Origin of the sequence: Pseudomonas sp. LABIM340, from assembly GCF_040017195.2 — a bacterium.
GTDB lineage: Bacteria > Pseudomonadota > Gammaproteobacteria > Pseudomonadales > Pseudomonadaceae > Pseudomonas.
In genome coordinates this window covers 5,221,915-5,241,952 of sequence record NZ_CM200227.1, presented here as the reverse complement: position 1 = coordinate 5,241,952, position 20,038 = coordinate 5,221,915, and the positions used below count along the sequence as shown (strand labels likewise).

Below are 20,038 nucleotides of genomic sequence, written 5' to 3'. Positions count from 1 at the left end.
GAATTTTTTTACGTCTGTAAATAAAACTGAGCAGAAACGGCCTGGGCGTGGCTCTTCTCACAGTAATGACGCGGGTAATGGCGCGTGGCCATTGTTCGCGGGGGGATGCCGTACGGTCGTCCCAGCGGGTCCGGCAGGAGGAATGGCAGGCTCTAGGAAGGGGAATGCGTCACCCGCGGTAACGCCGGTGGAAACAAAAAAGGCGAAGCCATGTGGCTTCGCCTTTCTCTTCTATCTACAGAAGGTGGTGCAACAAGCGATCAGTGCTTGCGCGGTACCGGCTTGAGCAGCTCGGTGGGCGGCATTTCGCAGTTGATCTTGCGGCCCAGCAGTTCCTCGATCGGCGGCAGGGCGAAGGCATCGTCCTCGCCGGCGAAGCTGATGGAGGTTCCGGTGCTGCCGGCGCGGCCGGTACGGCCGATGCGGTGCACGTAGTCGTCCGGGTCTTCGGGCAGGGTGAAGTTGATCACGTGGCTGATGCCGTCGACGTGGATGCCGCGGCCGGCGACGTCGGTGGCGACCAGCACGCGGATCTTGCCTTCACGGAAGCCTTCCAGGACCTTGATGCGCTTGTGCTGCGGCACGTCGCCGGACATCTGGGCGGCGCTGATGCCGTCCTTGGTCAGACGTTCCTCGATGCGACGCACCTCGTCCTTGCGGTTGGCGAAGACCATTACGCGGGTCCAGTCGTTCTGCGCGATCAGGTTGTACAGCAGCTTGTACTTGTCGCTGCCGGCAACGGCATAGACGTGCTGCTCGACGGTATCGCTGGCGACGTTTTCCGGCTCGATCTCGACGATGGCCGGGTCGACGGTCCACTGCTTGGCCAGGTTCATCACGTCGTCGGTGAAGGTGGCGGAGAACAGCAGGGTCTGGCGCTCGCCCTTGTACGGGGTCTGGCGGATGATCTGGCGGACCTGCGGGATGAAGCCCATGTCGAGCATGCGGTCGGCTTCGTCCAGCACCATCACCTCGACCATGTCCAGGTGCACCTCGCCGCGCTGGTTGAAGTCCAGCAGGCGGCCGGGGGTGGCGACCAGGATGTCGCAGAAGCGCGATTCCAGGGTCTTGAGCTGCTTGTCGAAGTCCATGCCGCCGACGAAGCTCATGACGTTCAGGCCGGTGTACTTGGCCAGGCCGAGGGCGTCGTTGGCGATCTGCACCACCAGCTCGCGGGTCGGCGCGATGATCAGCGCACGCGGCTCGCCCATGTAGCGCTCTTTCGGCGGCGGGGTCTGCAGCAGCTGGGTGATGATCGAGATGAGGAACGCCGCGGTCTTGCCGGTGCCGGTCTGGGCGCGGCCGATGGCGTCCTGGCCACGCAGGGTGAAGCCCAGCACCTGTGCCTGGATTGGTGTGCAGTACGGGAAGCCCAGGTCATGGATGGCGTGCATCAGGCGCGGGTCGAGGTTGAAGTCGTGGAAGCGCGTCTTGCCTTCGGCCGGCTCGACCACGAAGTCTTCCAGCTTCCAGTTGTCCACCACCGGCGGGCGCGGCTTGCGCTCGCGGCGCGGTTTCGGCTCGCGGGGCTTGTCGGCGCCCTCGGCCTTGGCATGCTCGTGCTTCGGCGCGTGCTCGCGTTTTTCGCCGCGTTCGCCTTTGTCGGAACGCTCGGCGCGGGGTTTGTCGCTCTTCGGGCCGCGGGCCGGCTTCTCGCCATTGTCGCCTTCGGGGCGCGGATTGCGCGGTTTGCGCGGACGCTTTTCGCCGCTCGGGGCGGGCTGGGAGGCAGCGGGTGCGGGGGCTGCCGGCGTGGTGACGGGCTGCTCGCCATCACCCTTGCTGAAGATTTTCTTGAGTGCTTTGAGCACGTTGGTCTCGTACTGGTTAAGGAATGAACGGCCGCCAGTGTAATGCAAGATGCCCGCAGGGCGAAGTGCCACGGGCATTCTGCCTATTGACTTGGGCTACGGAAGGTTCTCCAGCAGCAGCCGGCGCACGTTGCCGCCCATGATCGCGGCGATGTCCTGGTCGCTGAAACCGGCCTTGGCCAGGCCCTGGGTCAGCTGCGCGAGGCCGGTGGTGTCGAAGGGCGCATTCACCGCGCCGTCGAAGTCCGAACCCAGTGCCACGTGCTCGACGCCGACCTTGTCGGCGGCGTAACGCATGGCCTTGACGATGGCTTCCACCGACGTTTCGCAGACCGCACCGTCCCAGTAACCGATGCCGATCAGCCCGCCGGTGCGGGCGATACCGCGCAGGTGGGCGTCGGTCAGGTTGCGCGGGCCGGGGCAGGTGCCGGCGACGCCGGTGTGGGAAACGATCACTGGACGCCTGGCGATCGCCAGCACGTCGTCGATCAGCGGGCGCGAAGCGTGGGCCAGGTCGATCAGCATCTTCTTGTCTTCCAGGCGCGGGATGACCTCGCGGCCGAACGCAGTCAGGCCGCCTTTCTTCAGGCCGTGGGCGGAGCCGCCGACCTCGTTGTCGAAGAAATGGGTCAGACCCATGATGCGGAAGCCCGCGTCGTACATGCGGTCGATGTTCCCGAGCTTGCCTTCGAGCGGGTGCAGGCCTTCGGTGGCGAGCACGGCGGCGAGCTGCTTCGGGTCCTTCTGCCAGGCGGCGAGATAGCGGGTGAGGTCGTCGCGGCTGCGCACCAGGGTGAGCTTGCCCTGGCTGTCGGCAGCGGCCTTGTCGAGCAGTTCGCCCTGGTAGAGCGCGCGTTCGAGCAGGCTGTTCCAGGTGCGCGCCGGCCAGCGCTGGGCAATGACCAGCGGGGTGATGTTGTCGCTGTCGGCGCTGTTGCTTTCGTAGTTCAGGCCGCGCGGAGTCTTGGTGACGGTGGAGAACACCTGCAGGCCGACGTGGCCTTCGAGCAGGCGCGGCAGGTCGGTGTGGCCGTGGTCGTGGCGATCCAGCAGGTTGCGGTCCCAGAGCAGGGCGTCGTCGTGCAGGTCGGCGACGAACAGGGTCTGGTGCAGCGCCTGGGCCTCGGGCGAGGCGGGGTAGGGCGGCGGGCTGGCCACGGTGTTCATCTTGCGGTCCATGTAGCCCGGCAGGTTGAAGAAGATCCCCAGGCCAACGGCCAGCAGGACGAGCAGGATGATCAGCAGTTTGCGCATGTCAGCTTCCCAGCTTTGTTATTGGTTTTCTTGCTGGGGCGCAATCTAACAGAAGGGCGGATGAAGGGAAGCGGAGCTCAGCCGCAGAGGCAGTTGCGGCCTTTCTGCTTGGCCTGGTAGAGGGCGCCGTCGGCCCGCAGGATCAGGCTCGGCAGGTTCTCCTGGATGTCCATCTCGGCCAGCCCCAGGGACACGGTGACGCCGGGCAGCACGCCCACCGGCGAGTAGAAGGAGGCGACCTGCTCCAGGCTCTGGCGCAGGCGATTACCGATGCGCCGGGCTTCATCGATGGCGATTTCCGGCAGCAGGATGACGAACTCCTCGCCGCCATAGCGCGCCATGCTGTCCTTGGGCCGCAGCTGGCTGCGCAGGGTATGGGCGACCAGGCACAGCGCGTAGTCGCCGGCCAGGTGGCCGTGCTCGTCGTTGTAGTTCTTGAAGTGGTCGACATCGAGCATGAGCATGCACATGGGCTGTTCGTTGAAGGCACAGCGCGTGCTCTCGCGGTCGTAGATGTGCTCCAGCCAGCGCCGATTGAACAGCCCGGTGAGGGTGTCGATGTTGGCGTTCTGCTCGGTGTCGAGAATGATCCGGTTGCCCTCGCGCACCCGCTCGCAGAGCACCGCGAGGAGGTTCTGCATGACCTGCGGGGAGTGCTCGAACAGGCCGATCAGCGCCTCGCGGTGCAGGCGCAGTACGGTGGTCGGTTCGCTGGCGACGACGTAGGCCGAGGGGTGGTCGCTGTCGATGAAGCTGATTTCGCCAGCGCAGTCACCCGGATGCAGGGTGCTTACCGGCTGGTTGTCCAGCGACCCCAGGTACACCGTCAGGTGCCCGGAGAGGACCATATAAAGGAAGTGGTTGCGGTTGAAGGGCGACAACAGGATTTCGCCGCGCTCCAGTTCGCAGGCGCGGAAATCCTTGAGCAACTGCTGCAGGTTGGCCGCGGCCACGTTCTGGAACAGGCGCAAGTGCTGGAGTTGGCGGATGTCCTCTTTCCACTGCGCGGCTTTCATGGCGCAGCGGACGTCGGGTAGCGGCTGATGATGTGCACGACTGACTCTCCCTGTAGTCCTCTTCGCACATTGAGCCATCAGTATTAGTCAGATTTGACTACTGGCAATTCGCATCCAGACCCGGCCGACCGGCGGTCGGCCGGGTGTTTCATCAGCTTTCCAGCAGCTCCACGTGCACGGCATAACCGCCCAGGCGCTCGGCCAGTGCGGCGCGTGAGTCTAGGTCGAGGCCGTCAACGAAAAGACGCGCTTTCTGGCCAACGCGGTCGTCGGCGATCACCTCAATGCGCGGTGACGGGGACAGGTGCCGGGTTTCGTCCTCGAACACGCGACGAATGGCATCCAGGCGCAGCGCCGGCTTGAAGGTCTTGCCCACCGCGGTGACGGGGATGGCGTCCAGCAGCCAGACGTCCTTGGGCACCGCCGCGCGTTCGGGCACGTGCTGCGCGGCGTGCTCCAGCAGTTCCGCCTCGCTGGCCTGCATGCCCGGCTTGAGCTGGATGTACACCACCGGCAGCTCGCCGGCCTTCAGGCACGGCTTGCCCACGGCGGCGGCCATGGCCACGGCGGGGTGGCGGTGCAGGGCTTCCTCGATCATCTGCGGGTCGATGTTGTGGCCGCCCCGGATGATCAGGTCCTTGCTGCGGCCGGTGAGCCAGATGTAGCCGTCGGCGTCGATGCGGCCCAGGTCGCCGGTGTTGAACCAGTCGCCGTCGACCCAGATGTCCTTGTTCTTGCTGGCCTGCAGGTAGCCCTTGAACACGGTGGGGCCGCGCAGGCAGATGTTGCCGATCTCGTCCACGGCGGCGTCGCGCAGGTACTGGCCGTCGCCGTCGAGGATCACCGATTTCAGCTCGCAGTAGGGCAGGCGTAGGCCGATGGAGCCGGGACGGCGCTCGCCGCCGCGCGGGTTGCAGCTGGTGCCGCAGGTGCCTTCGGTCATGCCGTAGCCTTCGATGATTTTCAGGCCGGTCTTGGCTTCGAACTGGCGGATCAGCTCCACCGGCATGGGCGCCGCGCCGCACAGGGCAAAGCGCAGGCTGGAGAGGTCGCGGCCCTCGCTGGGCACCTGCAGCAGAGCGGCGTAGATGGTCGGCACGCCGCTGAAGCTGGTGACCTTGTAGCGCTCCACCAGCTTCCAGAAGTCCTGGATCAGTGTCGGGTTGCGATAGCCCTGGGTGCCGGCCAGCAGCACCTCGCCGCCGCGCATGAAGGGCGCAAGGCCGGTGACCATCACGCCGTTGACGTGGAACAGCGGCAGACCGCAGAGCAGCACGTCATTGCCGTCGTAGTCGGAGTTCAGGCCCATGATCTCGGCCATCGCCACTTCGTTGAAATGGCTGTGCGGCGCAAGCTTGGGCGTGCCGGTGGTGCCACCGGTGTGGAAGTAGGAGGCGACTTCGTCGGGGCCGATCACCCGGCCGCTTTCCAGGTGGTCCGCCGGGCACTGGGCGAGCAGTTCGTCGAAGTCCAGCACGCCTTCGGGCAGCGCGCCGCGGGCGGCCTTGATCGCCGAGCGTTGCGGCTCGGGCAGCAGGTTGGCGATGTCGACGGTGACGATGGCGTTCAATTCCGGCAGGTGCTCGCGCAGGCCGGCGACCTTGTTCCAGAGATCGGTGCCGGGGAAGGGCGCCAGGGTCACCAGCACGCGCGAATCGGCGGCGCGCACCAGCTCGGCAATGTGCTCGGGATCGAGCAGCGGGTTGATCGCGTTGACGATCCCCGCCGCTTCGCCGCCCCAGATCACGTAGTGGGTCTGCGGCAGGTTGGGTAGCAAGAACGACACCGAAGTGCCCGGCCGCACGCCAAGGCGGTGGAAGGCATTCGCCGCCTGGGTGACGCGGGCGAACAACTGCTCGTAGCTGACCTTGACCGGTTCCTCTGCCGCCGAACCCTGCAGCAGGAAGCTCAGGGCGGTGGACGGGCCGTACTGCTGCGCCGAACGGCGCAGCAGTTCATAGGTGTTGGGCGGCAGGTCGCGGTCTTGCAGCGGGACCTGTTCCAGGGCTTCGACGTCACGCAGGCTGCTGATCGGGGCGTTCATGCTTCTTCTTGTTCTCCGCAGGGTTCAGGGGATCACAGGCGCTCCCGCAGCCAGGCGCCGATATCGCCAAGTTCCTCGTTGCTCACTTCGTGGCTCATCGGGTAGGTGCGCCACTGGGCGGGCACCTCGTTGGCCTGCAGGAAGTCGTACGCGGCGCGGCCCATGGCCGGCGTCACCACGTCATCGAAAGTGCCATGCAGGCAAAGGGCGGACAGTTGTCTTTTTGTAGCCGGCAGGCTTATGCCTTCGCTGAATGTCGGGCCATAGGTGGAGAGGGCCATGACCCCGCCCAGCTCGCCGTCCCAGCGCAGGTAGCCGGTGTGCAGCACCACTGCGCCGCCCTGGGAGAAGCCGGCGAGGATGATGCGTCTGGGTGCGATGCCCTGGTCGATCTGTCCCTGGATCAGCGCGATCACGCTGTCGGCCGAGGCTTCCAGTTGCGCGTCGTCGATGGCGCGGGCCGGGGCCATGGCGAGGATGTCGTACCAGCTGGGCGCGGGCATGCCGTTGAACACGGTGACCGGGCGGGTAGGCGCCTGGGGCAGGATGAAGCGCGTCGCGGTGAAGCTGCGTTGCAGCATCTGTGCTACCGGTTCGAAGTCGTAACGGTCGGCGCCCAGGCCGTGCAACCAAATGACGCAGGAGTCGGCGCTCTGGCTGGGTTCGAGGATCAGGGGCTGGGTCATGGAGGCTCCAGGATGGGGCAGGCGCTCTAGGAAGGGGCGCTGCGTGGGAAAAAGGGAGGAGGGGCGATGCAAGAAGATGTCGCATGGCCATAACTTGTGGGACTTGACTGCACGAATTTGCACGAACGTTCCTAGGCTGGTACGCCCCTTGCTATCGCTACTGGCAGGCTGTGCGGCCCCACTTCCGGTAACACTCTACCGACCCCATCCGGAAAGCTGTACCGGAAGTGGCGCCGCGAAAGCCTTGGGCTGCTTCAGGGCCCACCGCGCCGGCTGCGGTCAACAGCCGGCGCGGTGGGCCTTCGCCTTCACGCAATGATCCCTTGATGACCCGTTCCAGCGCGCAAGACCTGCGCGCTCGAAGGTGTGTTCGCGGCTTGCCGAAGGAAATTTCGCAAGCCGTCTAGACTCACTTTCAGGTCTCCATCCCGTTTGTTGTCTTGCTGGTGCCTCACGAGGGTACGGCGGTGGAACCGGGACTCCAAAACACTAAAAAAGCAACGGAGAAGATCGATGAAGATGGTGAAATCCACCCTGGCAGTGCTGACCACCGCCGCCGTGTTCGGCATCAGCGGCCTCGCACATGCCGGCGCCACCCTGGATGCAGTGAAGAAGAAAGGCTACGTGCAGTGCGGTATCAGTGACGGTCTTCCCGGCTTCTCGTATGCCGACGCCAAGGGCCAGTACAAGGGCATCGACGTGGACGTCTGCCGCGCCGTGGCGGCGGCCGTGTTCGGCGACGCGAGCAAGGTCAAGTACAGCCCGCTGACGGCCAAGGAGCGCTTCACTGCGCTGCAGTCCGGCGAGATCGACATCCTCTCGCGCAACACCACCTGGACCAGCTCCCGCGACAGCGCGATGGGCCTGAACTTCGTCGGCGTGACCTACTACGACGGCCAGGGCTTCCTGGTGAACAAGAAGCTCGGCGTCTCCAGCGCCAAGGAACTCGACGGAGCCACCGTGTGCATCCAGGCCGGCACCACCACCGAGCTCAACCTGTCCGACTACTTCCGCTCCAACAACCTCAAGTACACCCCCATCACCTACGACACCTCCGACGAGAGCGCCAAGTCGCTGGAGTCCGGCCGTTGCGACGTGCTGACCTCCGACCAGTCGCAGCTCTACGCCCAGCGCATCAAGCTGGCCGCGCCGGACGAGTACGTGGTGCTGCCCGAAGTGATCTCCAAGGAGCCCCTCGGCCCGGCCGTGCGCCAGGGTGACGAGGAGTGGTTCGACATCGCCCGCTGGACGCTCTTCGCGATGCTCAACGCCGAGGAACTGGGCATCAACTCGAAGAACGTCGAGGAACAGGCCAAGAGCACCAAGAACCCGGACGTCGCGCGTCTGCTCGGCGCCGAGGGTGACTACGGCAAGGACCTCAAGCTGCCCAAGGACTGGGCGGTACAGATCGTCAAGCAAGTGGGTAACTACGGCGAGATCTTCGATCGCAACGTCGGCGACGGCAGCGACCTGAAGATCAAGCGTGGCCTCAACGCCCAGTGGAACAAGGGTGGTCTGCAGTACGCGCCGCCGGTGCGCTGACCTGACCCGCTCCGGCGCCCGGAGTGTGGGCGCCGGACTGTTTCGAACGACGTGAAGCCTTCCGGGCGATCTCGGGCGTAGCCCCTTGGTCGCCCGGCGGCCTTCCGAGAGGGCTTACATGCAGAATTCCGTCAAGGCCCAGCGTCCGCGGGGGGTATCGCTCAACGATCCCGTCGTGCGCGGCTGGGCATTCCAGGTCATCGCCGTCATCTTCGTCGTGGCGGTCGGCTGGTTCCTCTTCGACAACACCCAGACCAATCTCGCCCACCGCGGCATCCAGTCCGGTTTCGGCTTCCTCGATCACAGCGCCGGCTTCGGCATCTCCCAGCACCTGATCGACTACAGCGAAAGCGACACCTACGGACGGGTGTTCATGGTCGGCCTGCTGAACACGCTGCTGGTCACGGTGATCGGCATCGTCTTCGCCACCATCCTCGGCTTCATCCTCGGCGTGGCGCGGTTGTCGCCCAACTGGCTGATCCGCAAGCTGGCGACCCTGTACATCGAGACCTTCCGCAACATCCCGCCGCTGCTGCAGATCTTCTTCTGGTACTTCGCCGTGCTCGGCCCGCTGCCGAACCCGCGGCAGAGCATCAGCTTCGGCGACCTGTTCTTCGTCAACAACCGCGGCCTGCAGATGCCGGCGCCGATCGCTGCCGACGGCCTCGGCCCGTTCATCGTCGCGGTGATCCTGGCCCTCGTCGGCTGGGCGGTGATCTGGAAGTGGGCCAAGGCCCGTCGCCATGCCACCGGCAAGGCCTTCCCGGTGTTCCTCAGTGGCCTGGCGCTGCTGGTGGTGCTGCCGGGCCTGGTGTCGCTGGTGGCCGGCGCGCCGTTCCACTGGGACGTGCCGGTGCTGCAGGGCTTCAACTTCCGTGGCGGCTGGGTGGTGATCCCGGAGCTGGTGTCCATCGTGCTCGCACTGTCGGTCTACACCGCCGCCTTCATCGGCGAGACGGTGCGCGCCGGCATCCAGGCGGTCAGCCACGGCCAGACCGAGGCTGCCGGTTCGCTGGGCCTGCGCCCGGGACAGACCCTGCGCCTGGTGATCATCCCGCAGGCGCTGCGGGTGATCATTCCGCCGCTGACCAGCCAGTACCTGAACCTGGCGAAGAACTCCTCGCTGGCCGCCGCCATCGGCTACCCGGACATGGTTTCGCTGTTCGCCGGCACGGTGCTCAACCAGACCGGTCAGGCCATCGAGACCATGGCCATCACCATGAGCGTGTACCTGGCCATCAGCATCAGCATTTCGCTGCTGATGAACTGGTACAACAAGCACATCGCGCTGGTCGAGCGGTAGGGGACAAACCATGACAACTCATACCTTCAAACCCGACCTGCCGCCCCCCGCGCGCAGCGTCGGCGTGCTCGCCTGGCTGCGCGGCAACCTGTTCTCCAGCTGGTTCAACACCCTGCTGACGCTGGTCGGCCTCTATCTGGTCTGGCTGATCCTGCCGCCGCTGCTGGAGTGGGCGATCATCAAGGCCGACTGGACCGGCACCACCCGCGCCGATTGCTCCCGCGAGGGCGCCTGCTGGGTGTTCATCGGGTCGCGCTTCGGCCAGTTCATGTACGGCTTCTACCCCGAGGAACTGCGCTGGCGCGTGGACCTCACCGTGCTGTTCGTGGTGTTCGGCGCGGCGCCGCTGTTCCTCAAACGCTTCGCCTACAAGGTGAAGTACGGCCTGGGCTTCCTCGTGGCGCTGCCGATCGTGGCCTACTGGCTGCTGCACGGCGGCTTCCTTGGCCTGGAAAGCGTGCCGACCAGCGCCTGGGGCGGGCTGATGCTCACCGTGGTGATCGCCGCCGTCGGCATCTGCGGGGCGATGCCGCTGGGCATCCTGCTGGCGCTCGGGCGGCGTTCGAAGATGCCGGCGATCAAGGTCATCTGCGTCACCACCATCGAGTTCTGGCGCGGCGTGCCGCTGATCACCGTGCTGTTCATGTCCTCGGTGATGCTGCCGCTGTTCCTCCCCGAGGGGATGAACCTGGACAAGCTGCTGCGCGCGATGGTGATGGTGGTGCTGTTCGAGGCCGCGTACATCGCCGAGGTGGTGCGCGGCGGCATGCAGGCCATCCCGAAGGGGCAGTACGAAGCCGCGGCCGCCATGGGCCTGGGCTACTGGCGGACCATGGGCCTGGTAATCCTGCCGCAGGCGCTCAAGCTGGTGATCCCCGGCATCGTCAACACCTTCATCGCGCTGTTCAAGGACACCAGCCTGGTGATCATCATCGGCCTGTTCGACTTCCTGAATAGCATCAAGCGCGCCACCGCGGACCCGGCCTGGCTGGGCATGGCCACCGAAGGCTATGTGTTCGCCGCGGTCGTCTACTGGATTTTCTGTTTCGGCATGTCCCGCTACTCCATGCACCTGGAGCACAAGCTGGACACGGGCCACAAGCGTTAGGAGCGATTCATCATGTCTGAAGCCACCAACAAGACCGCACAGCCGGCCATCGGCGATCACGTGATGATCACCATGAAGGGTGTGAACAAGTGGTACGGCCAGTTCCACGTACTCAAGGACATCAACCTGGAGGTCAAGCAGGGCGAGCGCATCGTGCTCTGCGGGCCGTCCGGCTCGGGCAAGTCCACCACTATCCGCTGCATCAACCGTCTGGAGGAACACCAGCAGGGCAGCATCGTGGTCGACGGCACCGAGCTGACCAACGACCTCAAGCAGATCGAGGCGATCCGCAGCGAAGTCGGCATGGTGTTCCAGCACTTTAATCTGTTCCCGCACCTGACCGTGCTGCAGAACTGCATCCTGGCGCCCATGTGGGTGCGCAAGATGCCCAAGCGCCAGGCCGAGGAAGTCGCCATGCATTACCTGGAGCGCGTGCGCATCCCGGAGCAGGCCAACAAGTTCCCCGGCCAGCTCTCCGGCGGGCAACAGCAGCGGGTGGCGATCGCCCGTGCGCTGTGCATGAAGCCGAAGATCATGCTGTTCGACGAACCCACTTCGGCGCTCGACCCGGAAATGGTCAAGGAAGTGCTCGACACCATGATCGGCCTGGCGCAGAGCGGCATGACGATGCTCTGCGTGACCCACGAGATGGGCTTTGCCCGCACCGTGGCGAACCGGGTGATCTTCATGGACAAGGGCGAGATCGTCGAGCAGGCGCCGCCGGACCAGTTCTTCGACAACCCGCAGTCGGACCGCACCAAGCTGTTCCTCAGCCAGATCCTGCACTGATATCCGAACCTGCCCCTCTCCTTTGGGAGAGGGGCAGGTGATCGCTTGCAACGCTCGTCTCCCCCGATGGCAAGCCGGCGCCGCAACGGCGTATGCTGCCGGTTCCACCGCAACAAGGTGTGCATCGGGAAAACCGGCTGAACTCGGCCGCCCCATCGGTGTTCCCATGTGCAGTGGTTTGCCAGGGATGGGCTACCGTTTCAGGTAGCTCCCCTGCATCCGCCGTCCAAAGGAAGAGAGCCGACGTGAACCTGATCCTATCGCCATTGAACCTCAGCAAAGCCAAGGCCTGGGGCGCCCACGCGGTGACCTCTAGCGGTGTCATCCTCGCACTGCTCGCGCTTCTCGCGCTGGTCGACAACAAGCCTCAGGCCTGCCTGCTTTGGCTGGGTGCGGCCTTGCTGGTGGACGGTCTGGACGGCACCCTGGCGCGCAAGTTCGACGTCAAGGCGGTGCTGCCGCACTTCGATGGCTCGACCCTGGACCTGGTGATCGACTACCTCACCTACGTCTTCATTCCCGCGATCTTCATCTACCGCTACGTGCCGCTGCCGGTGCATACCGAGTTGCTGGCGGTGGGGGTGATCCTGGTGTCCTCGCTGTTCTGCTTCTGCAACGTCAACATGAAGAGCAAGGACAACTACTTCGTCGGCTTCCCGGCCGCCTGGAACGTGGTGGCGGTGTACTTCTTCGTGCTCGACCTGAACCCCTGGGTGAGCTTCGTCACCGTGCTGGTGCTGGCCGCGCTGACCCTGACCCGCATGAAGTTCCTGCACCCCTTCCGCGTACGCCAGTTCATGCCACTGAACATTGCCGTGACCTTCGTCTGGATGCTCAGCAGCGCACTGCTGATCCTCCAGCATCCGGTGGACCAGCCCTGGCTGCTCGGCTTGTGGTTCGTGGCTTCGGCCTACTTCGTCGGTGTCTGCGTGTGGCGCACGGCCATGGAGTGGTTCAACTGACCGAGCCGGAACCGCGGTTTGCTTCCACGTAGGATGGTGTGGAGCGAAGCGATACCCGTCGATACCCATGCATCCAGCAGCATGGGTATCGCAAGCTCCATCCTACGCTCCTGCACCGCCCAGACGTCTTACGCCTGCCGCCCCATCAGCCGCTGCCGGAAAGCCCCCGGCGTCTCCCCGCACACCTGCTTGAACAAGCGCGCGAAGCTCGCCCGGTCGGCGTAGCCGACATCGCTGGCGATGCGCTCCAGCGAACGCCCCGGATCACCCAGTGCCTCCTGCGCCGAAGCGATGCGCAGGCGTTGCACGTAATCGTTCGGCGACATCCCGACCTGCTCGCGGAAGCGCCGCAGCAGCGTGCGCGTGGAGCAGTGCACGCGCTGCGCCAGGCTGGCGAGGTCGAAGGGCTGCGCATAGTTGTCTTCCAGCCAGGCCAGCAGCGGCTCCAGTGGCGAGCCTGCGGGCAGCGGGTCGGGCAGCAGCGGGGTGAAGCGCCGCTGGCGGCCGCGCCCGTGCTCGAACACCAGGGTCGCCGCCGCGCGCCGCGCCAGTGCGGCGCCGGCATGGCGCTCGATCAGGTACAGGCACAGGTCCAACCCGGCCTGCGCGCCGCCGGAGCAGAGCCGGCCGCGGTCGTCGGTGCACAGGGCGTCGATGTCCAGACGCACCTGGGGATAGCGTTCGCGGAAGGCCGCTTCCAGCGCCCAGTGCGTGGTGGCCCGGCGGTCGTCGAGCACACCGGCTTCAGCCAGCAGGAAGGCGCTGCTGCACAGGCTGCCCAGCTGCACGCTGGCGGGGGCGCGGCGCAACCAGGCGAGCAGCGGCTGATTGGCAGCGAAGGTGGTGTCGATATCCGCGCCGGTGGCGGGAATCAGCAGCAGGTCGCAGCGCGCGGCGAGGTCGAGCCCGCCTTCCACTTCCACGCGGCCGAAGGGTAACGCTACCGGCGCTCCGTCGACGCTGACCCGCAGCACTTCGAAACGCCGCTCGCCGGCCAGGCGGTTGGCGAGGTGGAAACTGTCCATGGCCAGGCCAAGGCTGGAACACAGGGTTTGCGGGCAGACGAACAGGGCTATCCTGAACATGGCGTCTCGCTTTGCTCTGTCGATAGAAGTGGCGCTATTGATCATAATGTTGTCGATATTGCCAATCGTGTCCAGTCGATCCACCGCTGATACTGAGCCATCTCTCCTGACACGAGCCCTGCCATGGCGCACCCCAACGCTCAACTGATCGAACGTTTCTACCAGGCCTTCCAGCGCCGCGACGGTGAGGCCATGGCCGCCTGCTACAGCGCCGATGTGCAGTTCAGCGACCCGGTCTTCACCGATCTGCGTGGTGCCGAGGCGGGCGACATGTGGCGCATGCTCACGGCGCGCGCGCAGGACTTTTCGCTGACCTATGAGGGCGTCGAGGCTGACGAGGCGCGCGGTTCCGCACGCTGGGTGGCGTCCTACACCTTCACCCAGACTGGTCGGAAAGTGATCAATCACATCCAGGCACATTTCCACTTCCGCGACGGATTGATCTGTCAGCACGTGGACAGCTTCGACCTCTGGAAGTGGGCGCGCCAGGCCCTCGGCGCCAAGGGCGCCCTGCTGGGCTGGGCGCCGCCGGTGCAGGGTGCGATCCGCGCCCAGGCCGCCAAAGGCCTTGCGGCGTACCGCGCACAACGGGTGGGGAAGGCCTGATAGCGGGCTTTCGGGCTCGCCCGTGGCGGCGGGATAGGCTTAAATGACAGGCGACTGAGAGCCGGACGCCGCCATGATCACACTTTTCCAGTTCCCGCCCGCCTTCAACGTACCCAACGTCAGCCCCTTCTGCCTGAAGCTGGAGACCTTCCTGCGCCTCGCCGGGCTGGAGTACCAGATCAAGCATGTGATGGACCCGCGAAAGGGGCCCAAGGGCAAGCTGCCGTTCATTACGCTGGACGGCAAAGCCGTCGCCGACACGGCGATCATCATGCGCACGCTGCAGCAGTACTACGAATTCGACCTCGACGCCGGCCTCGATGCCCGTGGCCGTGGCTGGGCGGTGTCGATCACCCGCCTGTGCGACGAGCACCTGGTGCCGCTGCTGGTGTACTTCCGCTGGCTCGACGAGCAGGGCTTTCGCCAGGTGAAGGACGTGATGTTCCGCGGCGTGCCCGGGCCGCTGCGGCCGGTGGTAGGCGCGATGCTGCAGCGCAAGATCCGCGGCGACCTCAAGGGCCGCGGCCTGCTGCGCCACAGCCGCGAGGAATTGCTTGGCTTCGCCCGCGACGACCTCGAAGCCTTGGACGGCATGCTCGGCGACCTGCCGTACTTCGGCGGCGCCCAGCCGTGCAGCGCCGATGCGGCGACCTACGGCGTGCTGGCCAACCTGATTCTTAGCACCCTGGAAACCCCGCTCAACGACATGGCTCGCAGCTACGAGCGCCTGGTCGCCTACTGCGACCGCATGCAGGCACGAGTCTGGGCGTCGTGACCGTCGCCGAGCCCAAACCCTGGTTCGTCTACCTGGTGCGCGCCGAGAACGGCGCGCTGTACTGCGGCATCAGCGACGACGCGCAACGGCGCTTCGAAACCCATCGCACCGGCAAGGGCGCGCGCTTCTTCCATTCCAGCCCGGCCCAGGCGCTGGTCTATGTCGAAGCCTGTCCTGGCAAGGGTGATGCCCTGCGCCGCGAGCGCGCAATCAAGGCGCTGACCAAAAAAGCCAAGGAGCGCCTGGTGCTGGCCAATCCCTTCACCATCAGCGCCGTGGATGTCGTCCCATCCGAGGGATGAGGTAGGACTCGTCCTACGTAAGGGTTAAGCTGCCGGACCACCTTCCGGCCGCTGGAGCCCACCATGTCCGAGCTGATCCTGCACCACTACCCGACTTCGCCCTTCGCCGAAAAGGCGCGTCTGATGCTGGGCTTCAAGCAGCTGTCCTGGCGCTCGGTGACCATCCCGCCGCTGATGCCCAAGCCGGACCTCATGGCCCTCACCGGTGGCTACCGCAAGACCCCGGTGCTGCAGGTCGGCGCCGACATCTACTGCGACACCGCGCTGATCGCCCGCCGCCTGGAGCAGGAAAAGGCCGTGCCCGCGCTGTTCCCCGAAGGCCATGAATTCACCTCGGCCAGCTTCGCCCTGTGGGCCGACTCGGTGATCTTCCAGCACGCCGTCAGCCTGGTGTTCCAGCCCGAATCCATCGCCATGCGCTTCGGCAAGCTGCCGCCGCAGTTCCTCCAGGCCTTCGTCGCCGACCGCAGCCAGCTGTTCAGCGGTGGCACCGCCAGCAAGCTGCCGGCCGAGCAGGCCAAGCACCAGTGGCCTGCCTTCATGGCGCGCGTCGACGAACAGCTGTCCCGCGAGGAAGGCGACTTCCTGTTCGGCGAACCCTCCATTGCCGATTTCGCCCTGGCCCACTGCCTTTGGTTCCTCAAGGGCACGCCGGTCACCGCGCCACTGGTGGACGATTATCCGTCGGTCGCGGCCTGGCTCGGTCGCGTCCTGGGCTTTGGCCATGGCGCCGCCAGCGAGATGAGTGCCGAGGAGGCCATCGCCCTGGCCCGTGACAGTCAGCCGGCGGCATTGCCGGAAGAGGCCTTCGTCGATCCCAACGGCTTCAAGGCCGGCCAGCGCGTGGTGATCGCCGCCACCGACTACGGCTGCGACCCGGTGGACGGCGAGCTGCTGCACGCCGGGCTGGAGAGCCTGATCCTGCGCCGCGAAGACCCACGCGCCGGCACCGTCCACGTACACTTCCCGCGTATCGGCTTCAGCATCCGCCCGGCCTGAGTCCGGCCGGGCCGGGGCACTGCCGCGTCACCGGCGTACGCAGGCGCGGCAGGTTCTCGGCCATTTCGCGGAAGTGCTGCAGGCGCTCGTAGCAGAGCGCCATTTCCCCGCTGTTGCTGTTGTACCAGGCGTCCGGTGCGCCGCAGCTGACCAGCCGCAGGTTCAGCGGGCGCGGCGGGTGGAACAGGCGGAAGACTTCGTTGACCATCAGTTGCAGGTGATCGCCGTCGCGCAGCAGGGCGATCAGCGGCCCGGCTTCCGCCGGATTCATCGAAGGCGTGTCCCAGGTCAGGTGCCAGGCTGCGTGGTGCTGGATCGAGGACGTACGCCGGGTGTGCCGGATCCATTCGAACGCCTTGCTCGCCTGGCGGAATTCCTGGTCGCAGTAGACCGCTCGTTCGTAGGGCAGGCCGGTGAGCGACGGCAGCCAGTCCAGCCGCGCCATGTCGCTGCCGTAGAGCAGGCAGGCGATGTTGTAGTAGCGCTGCTCGTCCAGCGGGTGGCTGTCCCACGCCAGCACCTGGTCCGGCGGCGGCTTGGGCGTCTGCCACTCCAGCCGCCAGTAGTCGGCGATGTCCAGCAGGCGCGCGTCGACCTCGTCGCGCGGCAACCTGGCGTAGAGGTGGAACAGCAGGATGAAGCCGAGCTGGTCCGCCGCATCCTCCTCACGCCCGAGCACCGGAAGGTCATACTCGGCGATCAGCACATGCCCCATCTCGTGCATAACGCTGAACTCCGCATTGGCCAGCACGAAGCGCGCGACGTTCGGTGTAAGTGCGGCGGACGGGGGGCCAGCGCCAGCGAAGTTGAAGCACAGCAGCAACAGAAGTGCGAGATACGAGAGGTGTGTCCGGAGGATCCCGGGGAGTGTGTCTGCGGCTCTTGCTGGGAATGGGCCGGACATAGCGGCCACCAAGAAGTGGGGCGGTTCTTTTGACTCTAGCATTCCGTTGCGGGGCAACCTGCGTTGAACCGACGGGGTTACTGTATGCCTTTGATTATATGCCTGTTTGATTGATCGCTGAGGTGTATAAAACATCTGAGCCACCCCTGAAGCAGCTCATTTACTACGAAGAGACTCCCGGTCTTAGTAGCAATCGATTCCTGTTGTCGTTGATGCTGCGCTTATGAATCGGCACAGGGTTGCCGGTGATCACTTTGATCGCCGAGGCGAACCGCCGCTTCCTCTCTTTTGGCTGCTAGTAATGAAATTGATAGTTCATCGTGAAGGAGCGGCCCGCCTCAAGCAGGTCAATGGGTAAAAGAACGCCTCGTGACTAATTGCTTAGCCAGCTAAATAAAAAGGTGGAAAATTTCCGAGGTCGTCCGTGGCTTTGGTTGAGTGTGGGAAATGAGAGCACCGCCGAAAACTCGAATAATAGGATTTGCTTTTTTATCAGGAATAAAGAAAATCTCAAGGTTGCGAACAGGATAAGTGGGCTTCTGGCTGCTGCTATTCTTGTAGTAAGAGCGCGTTCCTTGGGCAGTGGGTGCGTGTCGCTACGGGCAAAGGCGGAAATGGAAGGGTTGTTGATTAGGATGATTGTATAATGATTGGGATTAACTTAATGGAAGGCTCCTTTGTGCCTTTGCCAGAGTTGGAGTAGGGGCGGAGGAGGCCGGATTGGCTCAAATAAAGATTTTGGCGGATGTATGAACGATTATCTCCAGGGGTGACCTGGTAGAGAGATTTAACCTGCCTTGTGGGGTGTGTGCCAAGAATGTCCGTTTCCTTTTCTAAAAGTTGGCCGGAAATAGTGCGTCAGCTTGGTATTTCGACTGCTATTTTTCTGATGGTTCCGCTGCTTTTTCTCTTGGTGTATTTTGAGTGGCTACATGCGCCTTTGAGTGTGTTTGGTGTTCATGTGCGCGTGGTCGCCTGGTTTGCAATGGCCTTGGCGGGGGTCCGCATTTTAATAAGCCTGTTACCAATTGAAACGGCTCTGAGGCGAATGTTGTCATCTTTGGCAGTCGGTTGCGTGTTTTTCGGTTTTGTCGCTCTGTACAGTGGCGTTGTCGTCGGGGTGAAGCTATGGGGAAGGCCAGCTTCGTTGCAGCTCGTTTCCATATACTTTTCACAGGCTGCAGCTACTTTAAGGGTGATGGATATAAGTATTTACTGGGTGGTCGGTGTCGCCAGTTTGTTTGCTTTGATTGTTGTGGGTTCAGCATATTCTTATCTTAAAAAATATGATTGGGCTCTGAGATTTCGCGAGAGTATGTCACCTATTACTAGTGGGGTAGTGGCTGCCAGTCTTTTGTGTCTGTTCTCGGTTTATGCACTTTCCTTCGAGAACAGGGAGTGGGGGGCTCAAGGAGAACCACTGAGCCTTGCCCTTTTTCCTAATCAGGGTGACCTGGTGGCTCAGAGTCATCATGTTGGACTTTTACGCATGGCAGAGTTGCAGAGCAAGCACGATGCTGCTCGAACTTCATACGTTCCCAGCGCAGGTGTGCACAAGAGCAACATTATTTTCATAGTCGTTGATGCATTGCGTGCGGACCATCTTTCCTTGTTCGGGTATAACCGAAAGACATCCCCGGGCTTGGAGCGCATCAGATCTGAAGGCGCCATGAGTGTGGCGACATCAGCGGTAGCAGTTTGCAATGAGTCATTTTGTGGCTTACGTGGGTTGGCAAGCTCTCAAACTGTAGCTAACCAGGCGGAGCACCCGTTCTCCGTATATGATGTTGTAAGAAAGTACGGGTACAAGGTCAACCTCGTCCTGTCTGGTGATCATACAAATTTCTACGGATTGGCGAATATGTATGGCCGGGTGGATAGCTATTTTGATGGTGCCAGCCAGAAAGGTCGCTATATAAATGATGATCGGATCCTGCTTGATCGTTTGAATGCTCAGCCGAAGTGGGATGGTACTCCCACAATGTTTCAGTTTCACTTGATGTCAGCGCATTTTCTTGGGCTGCGTTTAGATGAGACACCAGAGTTTGGTCCCGGGCGCCCTTATGGGGTGATTCGAGACTGGTCGACGAGTACAGTTGAATCAGCAAATAATTATTACGATAGAGGTGTGCTCCAGGCTGACGCAGTTATTGGGAGTTTATTGGAAAGATTAAAGGCGCTTGGATATCTTAAGGACGCTCTGGTGGTCGTTACCGGGGATCACGGTGAGTCTTTGGGGGAGCGTGGTTTGTATGGCCATGTTCGAGGTGTTTGGGAAGAGTCTCTACGAGTTCCTTTTATAGTGATTGCCTTTGGCAAGGCTGATCCGGTTTTGCTTCGATCTTCCGAGGTAATCTCGCAGATTGATATTGCACCAACAGTGCTTCAGGCTCTTGGTATGAAGGTTCCAGATGTCTGGATGGGGGCTGCGCTGCAAACACCGTACAGTCGTCGATATATAGATTTTCAACAGGCAAAACTGCTGGGTTTGATAGATACTAAATCGCGTGAGCAATATAAGTTCTGGGTCGATACTCAGTCTGGTAATACTTTTACATATAGTCTTTTATCTGATCGCAAGGAGGAGTTTGATATTTCCGGTAAAGTCGCGCCGGAGCTCATGAATGAGTGGCGTGAACATTTGAAGCAGCAGTCGGGGGCACTGCCGGCGGGTGTTCAGTATCGCTGAAGATGTCGTTGACAGGCGCCGTACAACGTCTTGGGAGAGCGTCGGTGACGTTGGACATTGTACGGCAGGCGTCACCCAATACGACTGGTAATGCCGGGATTTTGTACCTGTATCTGGTGAGACCCATACTGGGGATGCCCATTTCTCCAGGGGCATTCCCGTG

Annotated in this window: 17 protein-coding genes; 10 read left to right on the top strand and 7 right to left on the bottom strand. The window is 63.4% G+C overall.

The window, feature by feature from the left end; translation table 11 throughout:
• Window positions 1–260 precede the first annotated feature (260 nt).
• The 5 genes from rhlB to ABKS89_RS24105 all read right to left on the bottom strand — a co-directional run bounded on the left by rhlB (window position 261) and on the right by ABKS89_RS24105 (window position 6,811).
• Complete coding sequence (rhlB, locus tag ABKS89_RS24125) at window positions 261–1,811, bottom strand: ATP-dependent RNA helicase RhlB (RefSeq protein ID WP_081516436.1); 1,551 nt, start codon at window positions 1,809–1,811, stop codon at window positions 261–263.
• A 96-nt stretch (window positions 1,812–1,907) separates the two neighbouring features.
• Complete coding sequence (locus ABKS89_RS24120; RefSeq protein WP_348587338.1) at window positions 1,908–3,065, bottom strand: dipeptidase; 1,158 nt, start codon at window positions 3,063–3,065, stop codon at window positions 1,908–1,910.
• 77 nt (window positions 3,066–3,142) lie between these two features.
• Window positions 3,143–4,081, bottom strand: coding sequence for a GGDEF domain-containing protein (locus ABKS89_RS24115; RefSeq protein WP_138216151.1), 939 nt, complete (start codon window positions 4,079–4,081; stop codon window positions 3,143–3,145).
• A 151-nt stretch (window positions 4,082–4,232) separates the two neighbouring features.
• Window positions 4,233–6,125 (bottom strand): acyl-CoA synthetase, encoded by a 1,893-nt coding sequence (locus ABKS89_RS24110; RefSeq protein ID WP_348587337.1) that lies wholly within the window; start codon window positions 6,123–6,125, stop codon window positions 4,233–4,235.
• A 32-nt stretch (window positions 6,126–6,157) separates the two neighbouring features.
• On the bottom strand, window positions 6,158–6,811 hold the full coding sequence (locus ABKS89_RS24105) for an alpha/beta hydrolase (protein WP_348587335.1): 654 nt from the start codon (window positions 6,809–6,811) through the stop codon (window positions 6,158–6,160).
• Window positions 6,812–7,324: 513 nt separating this feature from the next.
• Between ABKS89_RS24105 and ABKS89_RS24100 the strand changes: the two genes are divergently transcribed.
• The 5 genes from ABKS89_RS24100 to pcsA all read left to right on the top strand — a co-directional run bounded on the left by ABKS89_RS24100 (window position 7,325) and on the right by pcsA (window position 12,515).
• Entirely contained in the window at window positions 7,325–8,353 is a 1,029-nt protein-coding gene (locus ABKS89_RS24100) for an amino acid ABC transporter substrate-binding protein (RefSeq protein WP_138216154.1), read from the top strand.
• A 118-nt stretch (window positions 8,354–8,471) separates the two neighbouring features.
• On the top strand, window positions 8,472–9,656 hold the full coding sequence (locus tag ABKS89_RS24095; protein WP_138216155.1) for an amino acid ABC transporter permease: 1,185 nt from the start codon (window positions 8,472–8,474) through the stop codon (window positions 9,654–9,656).
• 10 nt (window positions 9,657–9,666) lie between these two features.
• On the top strand, window positions 9,667–10,764 hold the full coding sequence (locus ABKS89_RS24090; RefSeq protein WP_138216156.1) for an amino acid ABC transporter permease: 1,098 nt from the start codon (window positions 9,667–9,669) through the stop codon (window positions 10,762–10,764).
• A gap of 12 nt (window positions 10,765–10,776) precedes the next feature.
• A complete protein-coding gene (locus ABKS89_RS24085; protein WP_024767156.1) occupies window positions 10,777–11,553 on the top strand; it encodes an amino acid ABC transporter ATP-binding protein in 777 nt (258 codons plus the stop codon).
• Between the two features lie 245 nt (window positions 11,554–11,798).
• Window positions 11,799–12,515, top strand: coding sequence for a phosphatidylcholine synthase (pcsA, locus tag ABKS89_RS24080; RefSeq protein ID WP_138216157.1), 717 nt, complete (start codon window positions 11,799–11,801; stop codon window positions 12,513–12,515).
• A 128-nt stretch (window positions 12,516–12,643) separates the two neighbouring features.
• Here the strand turns inward: pcsA and ABKS89_RS24075 are convergent, their stop codons facing one another.
• Complete coding sequence (locus tag ABKS89_RS24075) at window positions 12,644–13,600, bottom strand: GlxA family transcriptional regulator (protein WP_138216158.1); 957 nt, start codon at window positions 13,598–13,600, stop codon at window positions 12,644–12,646.
• 123 nt (window positions 13,601–13,723) lie between these two features.
• Between ABKS89_RS24075 and ABKS89_RS24070 the strand changes: the two genes are divergently transcribed.
• From ABKS89_RS24070 to ABKS89_RS24055, 4 genes are all read left to right on the top strand, one after another.
• The gene (locus ABKS89_RS24070; RefSeq protein ID WP_138216159.1) at window positions 13,724–14,206 is read left to right on the top strand and encodes a nuclear transport factor 2 family protein; all 483 of its coding nucleotides are present in this window, start codon (window positions 13,724–13,726) and stop codon (window positions 14,204–14,206) included.
• 73 nt (window positions 14,207–14,279) lie between these two features.
• Window positions 14,280–14,981 carry a glutathione S-transferase C-terminal domain-containing protein gene (locus tag ABKS89_RS24065; protein ID WP_192223974.1) on the top strand — a complete coding sequence of 234 codons (702 nt, stop codon included), beginning with the start codon at window positions 14,280–14,282 and terminating at the stop codon, window positions 14,979–14,981.
• Complete coding sequence (locus tag ABKS89_RS24060; RefSeq protein ID WP_045210634.1) at window positions 14,978–15,283, top strand: GIY-YIG nuclease family protein; 306 nt, start codon at window positions 14,978–14,980, stop codon at window positions 15,281–15,283. The genes ABKS89_RS24065 and ABKS89_RS24060 overlap by 4 nt, the downstream gene beginning before the upstream one ends.
• Window positions 15,284–15,346: 63 nt before the next feature.
• A complete protein-coding gene (locus tag ABKS89_RS24055; protein ID WP_348587334.1) occupies window positions 15,347–16,282 on the top strand; it encodes a glutathione S-transferase family protein in 936 nt (311 codons plus the stop codon).
• Here the strand turns inward: ABKS89_RS24055 and ABKS89_RS24050 are convergent.
• Window positions 16,263–17,006 (bottom strand): DUF4344 domain-containing metallopeptidase, encoded by a 744-nt coding sequence (locus ABKS89_RS24050; RefSeq protein ID WP_348587332.1) that lies wholly within the window; start codon window positions 17,004–17,006, stop codon window positions 16,263–16,265. The genes ABKS89_RS24055 and ABKS89_RS24050 overlap by 20 nt on opposite strands.
• 997 nt (window positions 17,007–18,003) lie before the next feature.
• Here ABKS89_RS24050 and ABKS89_RS24045 point away from each other — a divergent pair.
• Window positions 18,004–19,875 (top strand): sulfatase-like hydrolase/transferase, encoded by a 1,872-nt coding sequence (locus ABKS89_RS24045; RefSeq protein WP_348587331.1) that lies wholly within the window; start codon window positions 18,004–18,006, stop codon window positions 19,873–19,875.
• Window positions 19,876–20,038 lie beyond the last annotated feature (163 nt).